This window comes from Brucella rhizosphaerae (assembly GCF_002252475.1).
GTDB classification, from domain to species: domain Bacteria; phylum Pseudomonadota; class Alphaproteobacteria; order Rhizobiales; family Rhizobiaceae; genus Brucella; species Brucella rhizosphaerae.
Map to the genome: position 1 here is coordinate 42393 of NZ_NNRK01000013.1, position 20364 is coordinate 62756.

Consider the following 20364-nt stretch of genomic DNA (forward strand, 5'->3'; position numbering starts at 1 on the left):
TCAATGTTTGATTTCGAAACGGTTCGCAATCAGCGTCACGGGAGTGAGGATCGCCAGATACAGCAATGCTGCAAACGTATAGACCTCAAGTGGTCTGTACGTTTCCATCGTCAAACTGCCAGCCGCATACATAAGATCAGGAACCGCCACCACTGAAAGAAGCGATGTGTTCTTAAGTTGCAGAATCGTCTGACTGACAATTGGCGGGATCATGCGTCGCGTTGCCTGTGGCAGAATGATATGTCGCATTTTCGTAAAATAGGAGAACCCCAAAACGGTCGATGCTTCCCATTGTCCGCGATCAATTGAGATCACGCCGGCCCGGAAAATTTCAGCTGCAAACGCACCCATGTAAAGTGTCAGGCCCAGTCCAGCTGCGAACCAATCTGGCAATGTGTAGCCGGTGAGCATCGGCAATGCATAGAAGAACCAGACGATCTGCACGAGTAGTGGTGTGCAGCGAAAGAGATGTATGTAGGCATTGATGACCCAGGTCAGAACAGGAATGCGGGATACTAAGGCGAGCCCTAATACGACACCGATGAGAAGACCTGCCAGCGACGTAACGAAGGCATAGGCCACCGTTACACCCATAGCATTGAGCCACAATTTTCCGTCCAGAATAACGGACCAGTCAAATTGGTACATCCGAATGCACTCCCATTTTTGCGGCCACACTGAATCCGGAACAGGCAGCCTTTTTTTCGCAGCTAGCTTGATTCGAAGTTGAAGAAAAGTAATTTCGCGTAAATAATTACTAATTAATCGTATTGTGATTAATTATAATCTATATACGATTACTTATGTTGATATGATGCTTAATTCCAATTTTAAATGATGGATTTTCGCGAAGAAATGATTTTTCGCTTGTCGTAGATATTGAGAAGATCACAAGGTGCAACCGGGCAATTTAAAGCTCTCTATAGAAGGGCACTTGAAGGGAAAATGATAATGATGAAGACGGTTGCAGCTGCGCTTTTGGCTTGTGCAAGCATTACAATGAGTGCGCCAGCAATGGCTGAATCGGTATGGGACAAGATCGAACGTACCGGTGAAGTTGTATGCGGCGGAGTCAGAAACTATCCACCGACATCGTTTCATGTGGGTGGAGAACTCGAATATGCCGGTTACGGACCACGGGTCTGCCGCAAGATGGCCGCGGATCTGGGTACGGCCATGGGTAAAGAGCTCAAGCTGAAATGGCGTGAAGTGACATGGCAGAGCGTTGTGCTCGATTTGCAGTCTGGTCGCCTTGATATTTTTCCAGGTATGACGGCAACGGAAGAGCGCAAAAAGGCTTTGGCCATGGCTGGCCCCGTTTGGCAGATGTCGGATTGTGTCATTGGCGCCAAGGGCAAAGAGCCTATGGCGACATGGGAAGAATACAATTCGCCCAATGTTACATTCGCCATGGTCACAGGCGCAGCACAAACTGCTTTCATCAAGCAGGACATGCCAAACGCCAAGGTCATGAATCTTAAGGAAATGAGCGAGGCGATCATGGCTGTGCAGTCTGGCCGTGCTGATTACATGCTGCAGGAACTGCCGATCTGCATAAAAACTTTTGAAAGCGCACGTGGCATTTTCTCAAGCTACAAAGTGCCAGAACCAGTCCACGGCATTCCTGTTTCAGCTGCGACCCGTAAGGATGAAGACAGCCGAGTTCAGGAATTCCTCCAGAAATGGGCAGACGAAAACCGCTCGAACCAGGCAATTGTTCCGTTACTCCTTGAAGGCTTCAAGGACGCTGGCATGGATACTTCCGCCCTGCCTGAAGGCATTCGTTTCTAAAGCAACCGGGAAAGGTGTCGGTATCGACACCTTTCTTCCTCCTGTCTCGTGGTGTGCAGCATTCAGTTAGCAACGATCAGGAGAATCTTTAAGCTATCTGAGAATAAGTAATAATTATTGACTAGATGATGGTATCGGGAATGCCATGTCAGAGGAGAGGTTGAGCTAATCATGGCAAAGAACGATGAAGAACATGACGACCCTATGATGGTCAGAGCGGTTGAAAAAGCTTTTCGTGTTCTTGAGACATTCGACCCGGTTCATTCTCGCCAAACTCTGACGCAACTGGCTCAACGCGCCGGTATCGACCGCTCAGCGGCACAGCGTTTTGCCCATACATTGCTACATCTTGGCTATATTCAGAAAGTGCCGGGTAGCAAGACCTATGAGCTGGCGGCCAAGTCTCTTAACATGGCTTACCGCTATACACGCTCCAGTTTACTCGTGCAGAGAGCACATCCCTATTTACTCCATCTCAATCGCAGCACAGGAGAGACAATTTCCCTCACCTTGCTCGACGACACCGACATTATCTATCTCGCACGTTATCTTTCCTCAAACACGCTTGATAATGATGTCATTGTTGGCAGCAGATTGCCGGCATATTGCTCTGCAGCCGGATTGGTATTCCTGGCTGGTCTTGATGATAGCAAAATCCACGACATTCTGGCGCGCAGCGACTTACGAGCCTATACGCCTAAAACGGTTTTTGATCCGGAGAAAATCTGGCGGCGGATATATGAAACGCGTCAGCGCGGTTTCGCTATCGCAGAAGAGCAGGTCTATACCAACGATATTGCATTGGCTGCGCCAATTTACTTGCCGGATGGGCATACAACCGCTGCCGCCGTCCTTGCCGCATCAAACCTGCGCTACAACGAAGACACTTTGATAAGGCAATTTGTTCCTATGATGATTTCAGCGACGCGCTCGGTTACGCAAATTTTGACGTAAGCGTCTAATGAACACTATGAAGACGCAGTTTCAACACGGTTCTTTCCGTGTGATTTCGCTTCATAAAGTGCCATGTCGGCTTTACGCAGAATGCTGTCGAATGATGACGATGAATTTTTCTGCTTAGCCACACCGATCGATACAGTCACTTTTATTTCGACATTACCGATGAAAAACACATCTTTTTCAATTTTCTTTCGGATCGCTTCTGTCGCTGTTATGGCCAGCTGACTGTTGGCTTCACCGAAAATTATCACGAACTCTTCCCCGCCAGAGCGCGCGACGAAATCTCCGTTCTCCATTGACGCCTGTAAGCGAAAGGCAACATGTTTGAGAACCCTGTCGCCAACATCATGGCCATGGCTGTCGTTGATCAGCTTAAAATTATCGATATCAAGGACCGCCACCGCGTGATGAACTTCACACGCGCTGGTGGCTTCAAATCTGTCGGCACCGACTTCATTCAAAGTTCTGCGATTGGGCAGTCCAGTTAAATAATCCTTGGAGGCGGCCCGCTCCCATCGGCGCCTTATCTGGTCGGTGCACATCAATATAAAGGCGGTTGTTCCAATGATGGGAAGAACGGCAAGGAACAGCGGCGTGACCGCGTTCATCCAGTTGGTATTGTCTGCAATGTCCAAGGCAGCACTGGGACTGATGCCCACGTAAAAAAGTGCACGGGCGGCGGTAGCGCTCAGAGCGGCAATGTATAGAGATAGCAACATCACACGGCTGCGCGATCCATCGCTATAACGCCGGTTGGCGAGGATACGAATACTGGCTGCCATCAACCAAATCCATACAATGGAGACGATAACAATACGCGCCAGTGTATTGGGCATAACAATCACAAAATACGTGAAAGGTATCATTGCGAGGATGGAAACCACCCAGGGGAACAGAATGCTTTTCAGGTTATGAAACTGTCTTATCGCCGTATAATACAGGCACAGACCCGCGAAGAGGCAGGCGTTTGCTATGGTTACCGTCACGGCGGGCGGCGCAATTTTACTGGCCGCAAAAATAGCGCACCCGAACGCGACGAGCAAAGTCGCCCACATCCAGTTCATTGCAGCAGGTCGCAGTGACACCGGAAAATCGCGATTGATGGCGCTCAGCATAGCGCCGTTGGCAAGGATAATCAAAGTGACGGTTAGAAAAACCGATTTGGCGTCCACCTCTCCCTACCCCCAATCAATTCGATCTGCCTATACTCAATGCAGTCAGCTTAAGAATTCTCTCAACACGTCGAAAGTGTGATCACCATGATATGTTGTTTCGCCTGCACACACTGCGTCATATGAACTGCCACCCGAACCTCCAAACGAATGCACCTCTTCAAACCAATTGGAACTTCATAGTTCGATGATCAATGTATCTCAAAATATATTAGCGCGCTGATATTCAGCAAAGGTTCATAAACTTTCAGCTAACGATTTCGTGATGTCGCCGAACTTTGCTCTAAATCGACCAATAATGATGACGACACAAAAAGCCATATTTGATCGGGCTTGATGAAATAAGGCGTGTGCAATTTCTGCCTTCAAGGAGAGGGATAATGACTATTCGTTCCAAGCTTCTCGCAACGGTTGTCGTACCGGCGCTTTCAGCATCCATAATGATGCAGCCGGTTCAGGCCGAAACATCGGCTGCATCAATCATCCTCGCGCAGGATAGCAGCGAGCAACCCTCCGATGATCAATCATTGCGTCAGCAACAGGCAGAAGAAATGGAACGGGCGGCAGAAGAAGCCCGCCGTCAAGCCGATGAACAGCAGCGCGCAGCAGAAGAAGAAAACCGTCGGATAGCGGAAGAGCAGCAGCGCGCAGCTCAGGAAGAAGCCGACCGTCAGGCAGCGGAGCAGCAACGTGCGGCCGAACAGGCGCAGCGCGAAGCCGCCGAACAGCAACGGCAAGCCGATGAGCAGAATGCAATCGCAGAGGAAACGCGTCGAAAAGAAGCTGAGGATGCTGCCCGACAAGCTGCCGAGCAACAGAAAGCAGCAGAAGAAGAAGCCAGACGCGCAGCGGATCAGCAGCAAAAAGCAGCTCAAGAAGAGGCTGATCGACAAGCAGAAGAACAAAAACGTGCGTCCGAACAAGCCCAACGGGAAGCTGCAGAACAGCAGATGAGTGCCGAGCAGCAGAAGGCAATCGACGACGAAGCAAAAAGGCAGGCGAGAGAGGCTGCAGAGCAGTCCAAGCCAACCGAAAAGCCAGATCAGCCATCGGAGCCAACTCAATCTGAAGAAGCGCCCGCGGCACCCACTGATCAGGAACCTGTAAAGCAGCCGGAAGAGCCAACCGCCCCTCAGGTGCAGCCTGAACAACCTGCCCCAAAGACGCCTGCCTCAGATGAAAAGCCTCAGGACGCTGAACCGGCTCCAGCGGAACAACCAGATCAACAGCAACCGCAGCCGGAGCCGCAGCCCGAACAAGAAGCACAACAGCCTGCGAACAATTTGCCAGCAGAACCTAAGGCTGAAATTGTTGACGAACGGACAACCGAGCAAAATCAGGAGATCGCGAAAGATCCCGCCAGCACGGATGAAACCGTCGTTTTACCAGTTGAAAACGGCGCTGCAATTCTTGATAGCGACAAGGACGCGGACAATTCCGGTGGTAATCAGTCTCGGGAAGAGCGTCGCAAACAACGTGAACAACAACGCGCGGCTGACGAACAAAAAATGCCACCACCTACCGATGATGCCGCAGCTCAGGTAGAAATCCCCGCAGATTTGAAGGCTGCTCTGCCTCAGAAAATCGAAGCCAATCTCAAGGAAGAAGGTACGCGCATCAAGGATGCGCCAGCGTTCGTCGTTCCCGACACTACTAATATCTTCAACAACACGGTTATAAATAATACCGTCATTAACAACACAACCGTCAACAATGTGACGAATGTAAAGGTTATCGAGCAGATCGATAACCGCGTCATACTGGAGACAGGCGACCGTATATTCGTCCGCGGAGATGATCGCCCTCGCCTGCGCCGCGACGCTGAACGCACTTACTATGATGAGTTGCCGCGTGGTCGCTTGCGCGAAACCATTGTGCGTCCCGGTGGATACGAGATCGTGACGGTCTATGACCGCTACGGCGATATTTTACAGCGCTCGCGTATTGATCGTGATGGAAATGAATATTTGATGATCTATGCGCCAGAGTATGACGATAATCCCCGTGCAGCGATCTTCGATGTCGGGTATGATCTGCCTCCTATGCGGCTGACCATTCCGGTCAACGATTATATCATTGACGTTGCAGCAGACCCTGAACGTGACTTCTATGATTTCCTCGCTTTGCCACCTGTCGAACGTGTTGAACGCGTCTATACCATCGATGAGGTTCGCCACTCCGCTCGCTTGCGTGACAAGGTGCGCCGTATCGATCTGGACACCATTCATTTTGCTACCGGTAGCGCAGAGGTTTCGTTGTCACAGGCTAAAACCCTTCGCAAAGTTGCAAGCGCGATGCAAAAAGTGCTGGCCAAGGATCCAGGCGAAACTTTCTTCATCGAAGGTCATACAGATGCCGTGGGTTCTGATCGTTCAAATCTTGTGCTTTCCGACCAACGGGCGGAATCTGTCGCAAGTCTGCTGACGGAAGTTTATGATATCCCAGCAGAAAATCTTGTAACGCAAGGGTATGGCGAACGGTTTCTGAAAATCCGTACGCAAACAGCCGAACAGGAAAACCGCCGCGTAACAATCAGGCGCGTAACACCATTGGTCCGTCCTGTGGCGCAGCGTTAGAGCGTTTCCCTGACTGATTGGATCGGATGGCTTTGCAAATCAGTGACTTTCTGATTCAAGCTATCTGCCGATGGAGGTCGGCAGATATGTCGCGAGCCCTTTCCATTGATCTTCGCATACGTGTAGTTGCCGCCGTTGACGGCGGCGCATCGCATCGAGATGCTGCTGAGCGTTTCGGTGTGAGCGCAGCCAGCGTTAGCCGTTGGCGTAACCTGCAACTCCAGCAGGGAAATGTTCGCCCCGGTCCACTGGGCGGTGACCGCAATTCCTACAAAACAGAAGCTCATGCCGATCTGATCATGACCTGGCTCGGCACGCACCGGGATGGCACCCTTTTCGAACTCCGCAATGACTTGGCTGCCCAAGGCATCGTAATCAGCAAGTCGGCATTGCATCGCTTTCTTGTCCGGCACGAACAAACGCGCAAAAAAAGACTGGTCATGCGATAGAGCAAAGCCGACCGGACGTTCTGGAAAAGCGGCAATGCTGGTTCGAGGATTAACTCGATCTCGATCCAGAGCGGCTCGTGTTCATCGATGAGACCTGGACGGCGACCAATATGGCTCGTAGTCATGGGCGATGCCGCAAAGGTGAGCGGTTGCGGATGGGGTTTCCTCACGGTCATCGCAAGACGACCACATTGGTTGCGGGGCTGCGCAACACGGGAATGGTCGCGCCACTTGTCATCGACGGCCCCATCAACGGTGATTGGTTCGAGGCGTATGTCGCTCAGGTTTTGGCTCCTACATTGAAACCAGGTGACGTTGTCATCCTCGATAATCTGTCCAGCCACAAACGGCCCGCAGCAAGGGAGTTGATCGAGGCGGTCGGCGCGACAATGATGTTCCTTCCGCCCTACAGCCCAGACTTCAACCCCATTGAAAAAGCCTTCTCTAAGCTGAAGGCGCTTTTACGAAAGGCTGCCGAGAGAACAGTCACTGGGCTTTGGGATCGCATCGGCAAGTTGATTGATCTGGTCGAACCGCAAGAGGCGCAGAATTACTTCAACTCGTGCGGATACGATCCAACTTGAAAGGGAAACGCTCTAAGTCGACTTGAGTTAGTTCGGTCAGGCACAAACACTGACCGAACTAATCTGAGCTAGAGTGGCTCAAGCGGGGACGAATTGCACCTTCATCGTGGCAGGGTCGCCACTTTGCTTTGTAAAAAATGGCAGCATTTCTTCAATCGGCAGGCGATGCGATACCAGACGTGCCATGTGGCCTTGATCGTTCTGAAGAATTGACAATGCTTGCGGAATATTACGGTTTAGCGAGTGCGAACCAGCAATGCGTATCTGACGGCGGAAAATCTCAAACGGTGCCACTGAAATACGCGCGTCAGGTGCACATACGCCAAACACCAGTACCGTTCCACCATCTGCCGTAAAGCCAACCATACCTTCCGCAACCTTGGCAATTCCAGTTGCATCAGCGACAAAATCGAAGCCTTTCTTCCGCGCTTCAAGTTCATCTGAGCCAGAAATAACTGGCTCAAGCCCAAGGCTCTCAGTGAATGCAAGCCGGTGTTCGTTAATATCGGCAACAGCAACGTTCGCTACACCTTGTGCTTTGAGCGACAGCGCAAGCAGCAAGCCAATCGGCCCGGCGCCAAATACCAGTGCTGTCTCAGCTCCTTGCGGACCGGGTTTCAGTTCGGCTGCTCCAAGTCCATTGAGCACACAAGCCAGCGGTTCTGCCAGAGCGGCAACATCGAAAGGCAGATCACCGATGAGATGCAGATGTCGCGCGTTCACAAGGCTCTTGTCCGCGAAACCACCATTATGCGTCACGCCATAAGCCTTCAGGTCCGAGCAAAGATTTGTCAGACCCTTCTGGCAGGCACGGCAATGCCCACAGGGTATATTCGGATCGACCGCGACGCGATCCCCGGGCTTAACGTTGGTTACGTCCTCAGCAACAGCAAGTACAACACCAACATATTCATGTCCCGGCACGAGCGGAAATGCACTGGAGCCATAGCGTCCATGCAACACGTCGATGTCGGTATGACACAGACCCGACGCTTTGACATCGATCAAGGCATGACCGGGCTTTAGCTCGGGGTCGGGCAATTGGGCGAGCTCCGCAACGCCATGCCCGGTAAAATATATGGCTTTCATTTCTGCACCTTGGAGCACATTGCGAAAGCCACAAACGGCTTTCGACAAAAATTCGCGTTAGAACAAACGGCTAGAACACGGATCTGATTCAATCGTGCTCTAAGAGATGGTTCAAGCCATCCAGTTGCCACCATCGACACCAAAAGTCTGTGCGAGGATGTAGTCGCTGTCAGATGAAGCAAGGAATAAGGCCATGCCTGTGATATCTTCGGGCGTGGCAAAGCGACCAATTGGCACCGATTTAGCAACAGCCGCTTTCTTCTCGCCGGGCTTTAGTCCTTCCCACTTGGCAAAATTTGCATCGACCACTTCCCAATGTTCCCCATCGACAACGCCCGGTGCGATCGCATTGACCTGGATGTTGTGCTTGACGAGAGCAAGTGCTGCCGACTGGGTGGCCGAGATAATCGCAGCTTTAGACAGGCAATAAAGCGTCACCAATGCTTCACCACGACGGCCGGCCTGGCTCGCCATGTTGATGATTTTACCACCGCGCCCGCGCTCTATCATCACATTCGACACCGCTTTCATCATGAAAAGCGGACCTTTGAGATTGATGCCGAGTACGCGTTCGTAACTGTCTTCGGTGATCGCATTGATCGGTGCCATATCGAAGATAGCCGCGTTGTTGACCAGAATGTCTATGCCACCATATTCCTTATCGATATCGGCCACGACTTTCTCGATATCTGCAAGGTTAGTCACATCGAGCTTAACCGCCTTCACAGCACTGCCCAGACTGCGCGCCGCCTCTTCTGCGCGCTCAATATTGATGTCGGCGATGATGACTTTCGCGCCCTCACGCGCATAGGCTTCTGCAAAGCCAAGACCGATACCACGTGCGGCACCGGTGATAAGGGCAACCTTGTCTTTTAGTCTCGTGGACATGCTCATGGGAAGTCTCCGGGAGAGTTATTCACTGCACTCAACGGTGCGTTTTCTTTTCAGAAAGCAGAAGTGGATGACGCTCACGCCGTTCAAGCGCCAATCCATCAGATTTGAAGAGATGTGCGTCAGCCGGGTTAAAGCCAAGCTTGGCGACTTCATGGGTGCGTGCAGTGCTGCCACCGCCAGCTTCAGCGACGATCAGGTCTTTCGCAGCCGAATTCTGTACATAAAGATACGTTTCACCGCCCAGACGTTCGACGACCATAATCTCACCATCCAGAGTGCCATCACTTGCCGGATGAAGATGTTCAGGACGAACACCAAGAACCAGTGATGCACCGATATCGACTCCGTTGCTCTTAACTGGCACCGTCACGCTATTGCCGTTGGCAAGTGCGACGGTAACGCCATTTGCATCCACTGTTTTCACCTTAACATCGATGAAGTTCATGGTTGGCGAACCGATGAAGCCCGCTACGAATTGATTGACGGGGTGATGATAGAGCTCAAGCGGTGAACCAAGCTGCTCAACCTTGCCATCACGCAGAACGACAATCTTATCAGCAAGCGTCATCGCTTCGACCTGATCGTGTGTCACGTAGATCATGGTTGCATTCAGGCGATCATGAAGACGAGCAAGTTCAATACGCATCTGCACGCGCAGCGCTGCATCAAGGTTCGACAGCGGTTCATCAAAGAGGAAAATCTTCGGCTCACGAACCATGGCGCGACCAATGGCAACACGCTGGCGTTGACCACCTGAAAGCTGACCTGGCTTGCGATCTAAAAGCTGATCGAGCTGAAGTGTCTTCGCCACCTCTTCGACTTTCCGGTCACGCTCTGACTTGGGAATTTTTGCGAGTTTGAGTGCGAAGCCCATATTGTCACGCACATTCATATGCGGATAAAGCGCATATGTCTGGAAGACCATCGCCAAACCGCGTTCATCCGGCGGCACATCATTACATTGCTGGCCATCAATGGTGAGATCACCCCCGGTGATTTCTTCAAGCCCGGCAATCATCCGCAATAGCGTGGACTTACCTGATCCAGATGGACCGACAAAAACCACAAACTCACGGTCTTCAATATTAAGATCAACGCCTTTGATGACATCAACATTGCCGTAGGATTTGGTCGCATTATGGAAAGAAAGCGTGGCCATGGGGTTCCCTTTATTTCACGGCGCCGAAGGTGAGACCGCGCACCAGCTGGCGCTGGGTGATCCAACCAAAGACAAGAATTGGCGCGATGGCGAGCGTGGAAGCCGCCGAGAGTTTTGCCCAGAACAGCCCTTCCGGCGATGAGAAGGACGCGATGAAGGCGGTTAACGGACCGGCCTTGGATGCCGTCAGATTGAGGCTCCAGAATGCTTCGTTCCAGCAAAGAATAATCGAGAGAAGTGCGGTGGAGGCGATGCCTGGCAAGCTGAGCGGCAGTAGCAGATAACGGATCTGCTGGCCTACTTTTGCACCATCCATGCGACTGGCTTCAAGAATTTCATGCGGCACTTCCTTGAAGAAAGAATAGAGCATCCAGACCACAATAGGCAGATTGGACAATGTGAAGATGATAATGAGGCCGGTGCGAGTGTCGAGCATTCCACTGTCGCGGGCGAGCAGATAGATCGGGACCAAAACGCCCACAGCTGGAAGCATCTTGGTTGAAAGCATCCAAAGCAAAAGATCCTTGGTACGCTTACCCGGGAAAAATGCTGCTGCATAAGCCGCGGGCACCGCGATGATGAGTGAGAGGATCGTTGCCCCCACGCTTTCAACGACACTATTCATCGCATAGCGGAAGTAATCCGCTCGCTGATTGACCGCCTCGAAGTTCTCAAGAGTTGGAGAAAATAAAAGCTTTGGCGGTGCCACAGCGTCGATTTCAGTTTTGAATGCTGCGAGCAACATCCAAAGGATCGGAAAAAACATCAGGAGCGCCACAATCCAGCCAATGATACCGGCGGAGACTGTGGCCTTGTTGAATTTACGTTTTGCAGCCATCTCAGCCTCCTAATTATCCAGATTGCGCGCGACTGTGCGGATGAGGAAAAAGGCGACAATATTGGCAAGGACGATAGCAATAACGCCCGCAGCCGATGCGCCGCCGATATCCCATTGCAGCAGCGCTTTGAGATAGATGAAATAGGTGAGCGTAGTGGTGGCGATACCAGGACCGCCCGAAGTGGTCACAAGAATTTCTGCAAAGATCGATAGAAGGAAGATGGTCTCAATCATGATGACGACCGAGATCGGCCGCAACAAGTGAGGCAGAATGATGTAGTAAAACATCGCCGGCCCCTTGGCTCCGTCAAGGCGGGCTGCTTCCATCTGCTCGCGATCCAGCGACTGCATCGCCGTCATCAGAATAAGTGTCGCAAACGGTACCCATTGCCATGAAACAATCATGATGATTGAAGTCATTGGGAATTGCGAAAACCAGTCGATAACCGGCAGGCCAAAACTGCGCGAAATAAAAGCAAAGAAGCCGTTCACCGGATGCATCAGCAGGTTTTTCCAGATCAGCGCAGACACTGTTGGCATGACAAAAAATGGCGCAATGACCAGAAGCCGCGCTACGTTTTTGCCGAAGAAATCCTGATCGAAAATAACGGCGAATAAAACGCCCAGTACAATAGATATGGCAAGGACAGATCCAAGCAGGATCAATGTATTAGCAATGGCAGACCATAGTCCTGGGTCCGAAAGAAGAAACGAATAGTTCGATACGCCCGCAAAGCCCGTCACAAATGGATTGATCAGATTATAATACTGGAATGAAAACCACAGCGTCATCGCCAGCGGCACAATCATCCACAAAAGCAGTACAATCACAGCTGGCGCGAGCAGAGGACCGGTACGGATACTACGGCGCGATCTGGATGCAAAACGAGATTTGGTGCCGGTGACGGCAACGTTGTCAGATGGCATTGAATGCCCCTCCCTTCCCGCTCATGCTCTCACTCCACTAAGAGCCTGCGAAAATTACAGCGGTTCCGATTGAGATTAAATCGACGGAACCGCTCTAACTCTTCGTTTCGACGCATTATCCCAAACAAAGCCGTTTCACGATTTTGTTTGGAACACTCCAAACTTGCTGCCCTTTTGCAATCGGACAGCAAGCATTGGCTTCCTGACTACTTGATGTAGCCGGCCTGCGTCATCATTTGCTCAGCCTGTCGCTGTGCGCCATCAAGAGCCGCATCAACACTTTGCTGGCCAGCAACAGCTGAAGAAATCGCCTGACCAACAATCGTACCGATTGCCTGGAATTCAGGAATCGCTACAAACTGAATACCTGTGTAAGGAACAGGGTCCTTGGTAGGCTTCGTTGGGTCAGCAGACTCGATCGCCTTGAGAACAGTTGCAGCAAAAGGCGCGGCCTTCTTGTAGTTCTCATTAGCATATGTCGATTGACGAGTGCCCGGAGGAACAGCGACCCAACCTTCCTTCTCACCAACCAGCTCCACGTATTTCTTGGAGGTAGCCCATTTGAGGAACGACTTTGCGGCTTCCGCCTTGCTGGTTGAGGCCGGGATTGCAAGGTTCCATGACCATGCCCATGCCGAGCCATTCGGCGTCACCTCAACAGGCGCCTTGGTAAAAGCGACTTTATCGGCTACCTGGCTCTGTGTCTTGTCGTAGATGCGCCCTGCTGCGGATGTCGCATCGATCCACATAGCGCAATGGCCAGTCGAGAAGAGGGCCTGATTTTCGTTGAAGCCATTGGACGTGATTCCGGGAGGGCCTGCTTCTTTCATCAGATCGACGTAGAAGCTAATTGCCTTCTTCCATTCGTCCGAATTGATTTGCGGTTTCCACTGCTCATCGAACCAACGTCCGCCATATGTGTTTACGAGCGTGCCAAGATAGGCCATGTTTTCGCCCCAGCCCGGTTTGCCTCGCAGGCAGAGACCGTACTGCTCTTTGGACTTATCGGTGAGCTTGGTCGCAAATTCCTTGATCTGCTCATAGGTCGGCTCATCCGGCATTTTGAGGCCGGCTGCTTCAAACAGATCCTTGCGATATAGGGTAAACGAGCTTTCTGCATAGAAAGGTACGGCGTAGAGCTTGTCCTCTACTGTCAGGCCCGCACGAACAGGCTTGATCAGATCGTCATAATCATAATCGTCGCCGAGATCATCCACCTCAAGCAGCCATCCTGCTTTACCCCAGATTGGCGCTTCATAACCACCGATGGTCATGATGTCGAACTGGCCGCTTTTGGTTGCAATGTCGGTGGTAACACGCTGGCGCAGAACGTTTTCTTCAAGAACTACCCAGTTAAGCTTGTTGCCGGTTTCCTTTTCCCATTCCGTCGAAAGCTTCTGCATGATGATCATGTCAGCGTTGTTCACGGTGGCAATGGTCAATTCTTCAGCTGAAGCAGCCCCCGAAAGAATGGCTAGCCCCGCAACTGACGCAATTAGCCCAGCTACATAAGATTTGGTTCGCATCTCGTCTCCTCCTTTACGAATGCATAGCAAAATTCTTACATGTGTAAAATTTATGAACAGTAGTTTGCTTCTTGTCAAGCGAGGCTTTTATGCAAGTTCAGAAGACTGATATGCTATCAGCAAAAGCTCATTTACGATAAGAAATATTCTGCTTTTTTGCCCGCACATGCACGGTATTCGCGCTCGCCCATCTCCGGGCAAATGAGATTATTAGTTTTACTTCAAATAGTTATATGGAATACATCGCATTCAAAATTTTAGATAATAAGTGATGAGGTTCAAAGACCATCATCGCGACTTTCGCACATCGGGAAGCCAGGCATCAATCAGCGACCTTGATCATGCGATATACGACTTTGGTGGTAATCTCTCTGCAAACTAACGATCTGAATTCAGCATCAGGCTGAACCGCGCATGATAAGGTGACTATCAAGCCGGCGCACTTCCGTTTCAATGGCCGCACCGCTTTCTTGGGCATTGATACGTGAGAACAGCATATCAAGCCCCAGCTGAGCAATATTGCGATAATCCTGCGCTACAGTTGTCAACGGCGGACAAGTGAAGCGACTAAGAGGGTGATCATCGTGACCAGCCACGCGGAAATCACAACCTTCTTCGCGTCCGACATGGCGTCTGCGTTCAAATGCAGCGGAGATCACGCCGAAGGCAAGGCGATCATTCGCACAAAGTACAGTTCGGGTTGGAAAGCCGCCGCGATCAAGAATTCGCCCTGCTTCCTGATATCCGAGCTCTTCAAAATTCCAGTTCTTGGCAGTCATTGGCAGAACAATGGGTTCAGTTCCAAGTCGTTCCATAGTTGCGATATAAGCCGCACGACGGTCGAGTGCATTCTGATTAACGGCAGGCATCTCCAAAAAACATGGATGCTCTCCCGTACGACACAAATATTCGGTTATATTGCCGATGCTTTGACGATTATCAGTGCCGACAAAAGGCTGATCTTCGCTGATGCGATTATCGAGGAAGACTACCGGCATTGAATTCGAAAGGCTGGCCAGCAGTTTGGCGTCCGTATCAAAACCGAGCGGCGCCATAAGAACGCCCGCAATCTTGAGCGACATCAACGTGCGCATAGCGCGTGCTTCCAGCTTTCTGTCACCATGCGAGGACAACACAATTGTCCAATAGCCTTCAGCCAGACAACGCATTTCGATCTGACGGATTATTTCCGCGTAAAAGGGGTCAGAAATATGCGGAACAATGACGCCAATGTTTTTTGGCTTCTTCCTGTTAAGGCTGACAGCAAAGATATTGGGTTGATAATTGTAGTCTTTAAGCGCCCTTTCAATACGGGCCCGGGTAGAAGGCTTAACACTCTCAGGATTGTCAAAATATTTAGACACAGTGGGACGAGACAGGCCGCTTGCCACAGCAAACTCCTCCATCGTCCTGATCCTGTTATCACCCATTATACGCTCTTCCCGATCCAGCCAGAACTATTAACTGACAGGCCTATTTTCTTTCTATGCGTAAATTTATTTTTACATAGAAGCAACACGAATTTATCTTCCGTACCGTTTTGCCCCTGATTTCCCATGAGAATTTCAACGGAAATCGGTGAATTTACAGGCTTTAAATCGTTATAATTTTTACACGTGACAATTTTTATATTGACTCGCTGAACAAGCTCTATCATGTCTAAGGAAAGCTCGGTGTTGGGCTCGTGAAGGAACCTGCCCTTCAGGGAGGTTTCAAGATTGGAAACAGTCTTGAGCCCGCAGGGAAATGTTATTTGTGTCCCCAGTCAGAAGGACGATCCGGTAAATGCCGGTTCTATTCGGAGGAAATCATGTTTCGCAAATCGCTCAGCCGCATTCTCTTTTCCGGTGTCGCTATCGCTATGATGGCGGGTGCTGCTTCTGCTGAAGGCATTGGCGCGTCACTCCTTACCCAGCAGCATCCTTTCTACATTTCGCTCGCAGACGCGATGAAGAAGGAAGCGCAGACCCAGAATGTGCCGCTCGAAGTGTCTATCGCCAATCAGGATTTGAGCAAGCAGCTCGCCGATGTCGAAGATTTCATCACCAAGGGCGTTGACGTCATCATTATCTCGCCGGTTGACAGCAAGGGCGTGCGCTCGGCAATCAACAAGGCTGAGAAGGCAGGCATCAAGGTCATTACCGTTGACGTCCCTGCAAACAATGTTGAGGTGACATCGTTCGTTGGTACTGACAATTTCGCCGGCGGTGAAAAAGCTGGTGAACTGATGGCAAAGTCCATTGGTGAAAAAGGCGATGTTGCCGTCATCGAATATCCGACCGTACAGTCGGTGGTGGATCGCGTTGAAGGCTTCAAGAAAGCCATTGCTAACTATCCGGACATCAAAATCGTATCGGTCCAGCCAGGCATCACCCGTTCTGAAGCCCTGTCTGCAGCTCAGAACATCATTCAGGCCAACCCCGACATCGTCGGCATTTTCGGCTTTGGCGATGACGCAGCTCTCGCAGCGGCGTCCGCTGTGAAGGCTGCCAAGCTTGACAAGCAGGTAAAAGTTATCGGCTTTGATGGCATGGAAGAAGCCCGAAACGCTGTGAAAAACGATCCGGTCATGGTTGGCGTTATCGCCCAGTATCCAGACCAGATGGGCAAGGTTGCAGTTGAAACAGCTGTCAAAGTGATCAAGGGCGAAAGCGTGCCGGCCAAACAGCCAATCGTACCTGGCGTTGTCACCAAAGACGGCGAAACCAAGTAACACCGCGTGAAACGGCGGCACTCCTCCCAGTCGCCGTTTCCATTCCGCGCGCGGCAGCTTGAGCGACACCACACGCCAGAGCTGCCGCGGCGCACTCATTGACAGCAGACTTTAAGCGTTCCACGTTTCTTAGCGCGCTCATCTGCAGTATAACGGAGAGCGGAGGCCTAAAATGACAGCCACCAGTTCCGCACAAGATATAAGCCCGAATTTGATGACCGATACAGTGCTGGAGATCCGCGACATCGCTAAGTCGTTCGGTTCGGTAATTGCGCTTAAGCGCATGAACCTGACTGTGCGTCGTGGGCGTGTGCACACACTTTTGGGTGAAAACGGCGCGGGTAAATCCACGCTGATGAAAATCCTGGCCGGTGTTTTCAAACCAACATCTGGCACGATCATACTCAAGGGTGCGCCTTACGCGCCCAGGAACCCGCTTGATGCCCGTTCCCATGGAATTTCGATCGTCTTTCAGGAGCTGAGCCTCTGCCGCAACCTCTCCGTTGCAGAGAATATTTTTGCGAATAATGAACCAAGTCGCTTTGGGTTCATCCGCAGTTCCGAACTGAATGCGGAAGCCGACAAACTGATCAATGAGCTCGGTCTGCCGGTCGATGTGCACGCGAAAGTCGGTGACCTTTCAATTGCGCAGCGACAGCTCGTAGAAATCGCCAAAGGGTTGAGCCAGCCCGCGGACGTCGTTATCCTCGATGAGCCCACGTCTTCCCTTTCCGACAGCGAAGCAGAAATCCTTTTCACGATCATCGAACGGTTAAAGGCACGTGGCACGGCCGTTATCTATATTTCCCATCGCATGGAAGAAATCATGCGACTTTCTGATGACATTACTGTCGTTCGTGATGGTGAATATGTAACCACCACGGAAAAAGATAAGACCAGCATTGATAAGTTGATTGCGTTGATGGTTGGGCGTGAGATGACCGACATCTATCCCCCGCGCGAGGCTCCTCGTCCATCGGCAATCGTCCCCCCAATTCTGGCAACCAAGAACCTCAGCGTGCCGGGTAAATTTCACGATGTCTCAATCGATGTAAAACCAGGCGAAGTGCTGGGCCTTTTCGGCCTCGTCGGCTCAGGTCGTTCGGATGTGATGAAGGCCTTGTTCGGCATGCTTCAGCCAACCGGCGAAATCATACTGGATGATAAGCCAATTACCCTGGCTTCACCAACGGATGCAATCCGCAACGGCATCGCTTTTGTCACTGAAAATCGCAAAGAAGAAGGTCTCGTCCTGCCTCATAGCGTCGAGCGCAACATCAATATGGTTGCGCTTGGTCAGCTCGCAGGCCCGTTTGGTATGATGCGCTCATCCGCAGAGCGCTCTGGTGCTAAAGCGGAAGTGCTACGCCTTGCCATCAAGACCGCTTCACTTGATACGATCGCGGGTTCGCTCAGCGGCGGCAACCAGCAAAAAATCGTGCTGGCAAAATGGCTTCAGATGAAACCACGCATATTGATCCTTGATGAGCCAACGCGCGGCGTCGACGTCGGTGCGAAATTCGAAATCTATCGTATCATCCGTGAACTAGCCGCCAATGGCGCGGCGATCCTGATGGTTTCCTCCGAACTGCCGGAAGTGCTTGGTCTCAGTGACCGCGTAGCCGTCATGCATAACAAGCATGTCGCCGCTGTCCTTGATGCCGATGGCCTCACGCCAGAAACCGTCATGAGCTATGCAGCAGGAATGCAAAAATGAGCAACGCACAAGAAATTCAGAAAAAAGCAGCGGACGCAGAAGTCCGCCGTTCGCTGTTCTCCTCCCCGATGATCCGCCAATATGGCGGCATCGTCATTTCACTGGTAGTGCTCTGTGTCGTGTTTGCAGTGTTGAACCCGCGCTTCCTCGCTTTCAACAATTTCATGAACATCATGCAGCAGGTAGCCGTAATTGCGGTTGCCGCTTACGGCATGACATATGTGATCCTGCTCGGCGAAATTGATCTCTCGATTGGTTCCATCATTGCTGTATCCGGCATGGTGGCAGCACAAGCCTTTGCAATGGGCTTCGGGTTTGCGCCAACAGTGATATTCACACTCGCTGCGGGTGCGATCATGGGCGGCTTGAATGGTGTCCTCTCGGCCAAGCTTATGTTGCCGTCCTTCATCGTCACCGTCGCAACGATGGGCATCTATCGCGGCATGGTCAGTCTGCCTACCAATGGCGCACCTGAAATCATCGAGAACGACACGTGGCTTGCCATCGGTTCTGAAACCTGGCTTGGCCTTCCGATTATCATCTGGATTGTCGGTGTTCTCTTCATCGTTAATTATATCCTGCTGTCTAAGACGGTATTCGGCCGCCGCATCTACCTGGCAGGTGGGAACAAGGAAGCCGCCATCTATTCCGGCATCCGGGTTGATCGCATCAAGATCATTGTTTTCATGCTATCCGGTGTCATGGCGGCCATCAGCGGCATTCTGCTCTCGTCGCGCCTGTCCTCAGCACAGACAAATGCCGGTATGGGCTACGAGCTTGATGCAATTGCAGCTGTCGTTCTTGGCGGAACCTCGCTTGCAGGCGGAGTGGGCACCATGGTGGGTACCATCCTCGGCGCGCTTATCATTGGTGTTATCAACAACGGCATGAACATGCTGTCAGTGCCTTATTTCTATCAGCTCATCGTCAAAGGGGTCGTCATTCTCGTCGCCGTCTGGCTCGATGTCCGTTCAAAGTCCGTCAGAACATAAGCAGCGGTATACATAAATGAAAAAGATCATCACCATCGGCGAAATCGTCGTTGAGATCATGGCCATGGAAACTGGTAACGGTTTCAAGAGCGCCATTCCGCTGATCGGGCCGTTTGCCTCCGGCGCGCCTGCAATCTTCATTGATCAGGCCGCAAAAATGGGCCAGCCTTGCGGCATCGTCAGTGCTGTTGGCAATGACGATTTCGGTACGCTCAATATCGAGCGACTGCAAAAGGACGGCGTCGATGTGTCGGCAATTGGCATACATCCGACCGCAGCCACAGGCAGCGCCTTCGTGCGCTATCGCCCAGATGGTAATCGCGATTTCATATTCAATATCAAGCACAGCGCTTGCAGTGCAATTGATCTGACTCCAGAAGCAGAAGCATTGATCGAAACCGCTGACCATCTGCATATTATGGGCTCGGCGCTGTTTTCCGATGGCATTGTCGCAACCATTCATGAAGCGACAATCCGCATCAAGGCTAAGGGCGGCACGGTTTCCTTCGACCCTAACATCCGCAAGGAAATGCTCGAATTGCCCGGCATGCGCGAAGCCCTTTCCCATGCGCTTGAAAATACCGATCTGTTCATGCCAAGCGGTGCGGAAATTTTCCTCTTCACCAAGGCGACAGAGGAAAAAGCAGCGATCGAAGAATTGCTGGCACGCGGCATCAAGGCGATCGTCGTCAAGCGTGGTGCTGATGGTGCAAGCTATTTCGACCAGTCTGGTGAAATCTCCTCACCTGCATTCAAGGTCGAAGAAATTGATCCCACCGGTGCTGGTGATAGCTTCGGAGCAGCCTTCGTCACTTGCTGGTTGCGCGGCATGAAACCTGCGCATGCGCTACACCTCGCCAACGCAACGGGCGCGCGTGCGGTTGGTGTCAAAGGTCCAATGGAAGGCACGTCCACCCTGGCAGAAATCGAAGCCTTCATTGCAAATAACGGAGCATTGTCATGAGCAGCACGCAGAC

16 protein-coding genes and 1 pseudogene are annotated in these 20364 nt (G+C 51.6%); 8 read left to right on the top strand and 9 right to left on the bottom strand.

The features are described 5' to 3' along the window. Nucleotides 1-648, bottom strand: coding sequence for an amino acid ABC transporter permease (locus CEV32_RS01880; protein WP_094573754.1), 648 nt, complete (start codon nt 646-648; stop codon nt 1-3). Nucleotides 649-951: 303 nt separating this feature from the next. Between CEV32_RS01880 and CEV32_RS01885 the strand changes: the two genes are divergently transcribed. Together CEV32_RS01885 and CEV32_RS01890 are read left to right on the top strand one after the other, a co-directional pair. Next, nucleotides 952-1791 carry a transporter substrate-binding domain-containing protein gene (locus CEV32_RS01885; protein ID WP_167382721.1) on the top strand — a complete coding sequence of 280 codons (840 nt, stop codon included), beginning with the start codon at nt 952-954 and terminating at the stop codon, nt 1789-1791. A gap of 171 nt (nt 1792-1962) precedes the next feature. Continuing rightward, entirely contained in the window at nt 1963-2745 is a 783-nt protein-coding gene (locus CEV32_RS01890) for an IclR family transcriptional regulator (protein ID WP_094573756.1), read from the top strand. A gap of 14 nt (nt 2746-2759) precedes the next feature. On the opposite strand, the gene CEV32_RS01895 is transcribed toward CEV32_RS01890, so the two are convergent. Next, a complete protein-coding gene (locus CEV32_RS01895; RefSeq protein WP_094573757.1) occupies nt 2760-3923 on the bottom strand; it encodes a GGDEF domain-containing protein in 1164 nt (387 codons plus the stop codon). 380 nt (nt 3924-4303) lie between these two features. Between CEV32_RS01895 and CEV32_RS01900 the strand changes: the two genes are divergently transcribed. Next, complete coding sequence (locus CEV32_RS01900; protein WP_094573758.1) at nt 4304-6499, top strand: OmpA family protein; 2196 nt, start codon at nt 4304-4306, stop codon at nt 6497-6499. Between the two features lie 86 nt (nt 6500-6585). Further along, nucleotides 6586-7532, top strand: a pseudogene (locus CEV32_RS01905) (IS630 family transposase). Nucleotides 7533-7610: 78 nt separating this feature from the next. Here CEV32_RS01905 and CEV32_RS01910 read toward each other — a convergent pair. The 7 genes from CEV32_RS01910 to CEV32_RS01940 all read right to left on the bottom strand — a co-directional run bounded on the left by CEV32_RS01910 (nt 7611) and on the right by CEV32_RS01940 (nt 15395). Continuing rightward, the gene (locus CEV32_RS01910; protein WP_094573759.1) at nt 7611-8621 is read right to left on the bottom strand and encodes a zinc-dependent alcohol dehydrogenase family protein; all 1011 of its coding nucleotides are present in this window, start codon (nt 8619-8621) and stop codon (nt 7611-7613) included. A 111-nt stretch (nt 8622-8732) separates the two neighbouring features. Further along, the gene (locus CEV32_RS01915; protein WP_094573770.1) at nt 8733-9509 is read right to left on the bottom strand and encodes an L-iditol 2-dehydrogenase; all 777 of its coding nucleotides are present in this window, start codon (nt 9507-9509) and stop codon (nt 8733-8735) included. Nucleotides 9510-9546: 37 nt separating this feature from the next. Beyond that, a complete protein-coding gene (locus CEV32_RS01920; protein WP_094573760.1) occupies nt 9547-10674 on the bottom strand; it encodes an ABC transporter ATP-binding protein in 1128 nt (375 codons plus the stop codon). A gap of 10 nt (nt 10675-10684) precedes the next feature. Next, nucleotides 10685-11512, bottom strand: coding sequence for a carbohydrate ABC transporter permease (locus CEV32_RS01925; RefSeq protein ID WP_094573761.1), 828 nt, complete (start codon nt 11510-11512; stop codon nt 10685-10687). A 9-nt stretch (nt 11513-11521) separates the two neighbouring features. Then, nucleotides 11522-12439, bottom strand: a complete 918-nt coding sequence (locus tag CEV32_RS01930) for a carbohydrate ABC transporter permease (RefSeq protein ID WP_094573762.1) — start codon at nt 12437-12439, stop codon at nt 11522-11524. A gap of 206 nt (nt 12440-12645) precedes the next feature. Beyond that, nucleotides 12646-13965, bottom strand: a complete 1320-nt coding sequence (locus tag CEV32_RS01935; RefSeq protein ID WP_094573763.1) for an ABC transporter substrate-binding protein — start codon at nt 13963-13965, stop codon at nt 12646-12648. 398 nt (nt 13966-14363) lie between these two features. Beyond that, entirely contained in the window at nt 14364-15395 is a 1032-nt protein-coding gene (locus CEV32_RS01940; RefSeq protein ID WP_094573764.1) for a LacI family DNA-binding transcriptional regulator, read from the bottom strand. Nucleotides 15396-15826: 431 nt separating this feature from the next. On the opposite strand from CEV32_RS01940, the gene CEV32_RS01945 reads away from it, so the two are divergent. The 4 genes from CEV32_RS01945 to CEV32_RS01960 all read left to right on the top strand — a co-directional run bounded on the left by CEV32_RS01945 (nt 15827) and on the right by CEV32_RS01960 (nt 20351). Continuing rightward, nucleotides 15827-16678, top strand: coding sequence for a substrate-binding domain-containing protein (locus CEV32_RS01945; RefSeq protein ID WP_374883578.1), 852 nt, complete (start codon nt 15827-15829; stop codon nt 16676-16678). A gap of 172 nt (nt 16679-16850) precedes the next feature. Further along, nucleotides 16851-18395: a sugar ABC transporter ATP-binding protein gene (locus CEV32_RS01950; RefSeq protein WP_094573766.1), complete on the top strand. Its 1545-nt coding sequence runs from the start codon at nt 16851-16853 to the stop codon at nt 18393-18395. 68 nt (nt 18396-18463) lie between these two features. Then, nucleotides 18464-19387: an ABC transporter permease gene (locus CEV32_RS01955; protein ID WP_094573771.1), complete on the top strand. Its 924-nt coding sequence runs from the start codon at nt 18464-18466 to the stop codon at nt 19385-19387. Between the two features lie 16 nt (nt 19388-19403). Further along, complete coding sequence (locus CEV32_RS01960; protein WP_094573767.1) at nt 19404-20351, top strand: tagatose kinase; 948 nt, start codon at nt 19404-19406, stop codon at nt 20349-20351. Nucleotides 20352-20364 lie beyond the last annotated feature (13 nt).

Bases quoted from the DNA above. Each gene is read 5' to 3' on its own strand.
- CEV32_RS01880 (WP_094573754.1), bottom strand. From the start codon at position 648: ATGTACCAATTTGACTGGTCCGTTATTCTGGACGGAAAATTGTGGCTC.
- CEV32_RS01885 (WP_167382721.1), top strand. From the start codon at position 952: ATGATGAAGACGGTTGCAGCTGCGCTTTTGGCTTGTGCAAGCATTACA.
- CEV32_RS01890 (WP_094573756.1), top strand. From the start codon at position 1,963: ATGGCAAAGAACGATGAAGAACATGACGACCCTATGATGGTCAGAGCG.
- CEV32_RS01900 (WP_094573758.1), top strand. From the start codon at position 4,304: ATGACTATTCGTTCCAAGCTTCTCGCAACGGTTGTCGTACCGGCGCTT.
- CEV32_RS01910 (WP_094573759.1), bottom strand. From the start codon at position 8,621: ATGAAAGCCATATATTTTACCGGGCATGGCGTTGCGGAGCTCGCCCAA.
- CEV32_RS01915 (WP_094573770.1), bottom strand. From the start codon at position 9,509: ATGTCCACGAGACTAAAAGACAAGGTTGCCCTTATCACCGGTGCCGCA.
- CEV32_RS01920 (WP_094573760.1), bottom strand. From the start codon at position 10,674: ATGGCCACGCTTTCTTTCCATAATGCGACCAAATCCTACGGCAATGTT.
- CEV32_RS01925 (WP_094573761.1), bottom strand. From the start codon at position 11,512: ATGGCTGCAAAACGTAAATTCAACAAGGCCACAGTCTCCGCCGGTATC.
- CEV32_RS01930 (WP_094573762.1), bottom strand. From the start codon at position 12,439: ATGCCATCTGACAACGTTGCCGTCACCGGCACCAAATCTCGTTTTGCA.
- CEV32_RS01935 (WP_094573763.1), bottom strand. From the start codon at position 13,965: ATGCGAACCAAATCTTATGTAGCTGGGCTAATTGCGTCAGTTGCGGGG.
- CEV32_RS01940 (WP_094573764.1), bottom strand. From the start codon at position 15,395: ATGGGTGATAACAGGATCAGGACGATGGAGGAGTTTGCTGTGGCAAGC.
- CEV32_RS01945 (WP_374883578.1), top strand. From the start codon at position 15,827: ATGATGGCGGGTGCTGCTTCTGCTGAAGGCATTGGCGCGTCACTCCTT.
- CEV32_RS01950 (WP_094573766.1), top strand. From the start codon at position 16,851: ATGACAGCCACCAGTTCCGCACAAGATATAAGCCCGAATTTGATGACC.
- CEV32_RS01955 (WP_094573771.1), top strand. From the start codon at position 18,464: ATGATCCGCCAATATGGCGGCATCGTCATTTCACTGGTAGTGCTCTGT.
- CEV32_RS01960 (WP_094573767.1), top strand. From the start codon at position 19,404: ATGAAAAAGATCATCACCATCGGCGAAATCGTCGTTGAGATCATGGCC.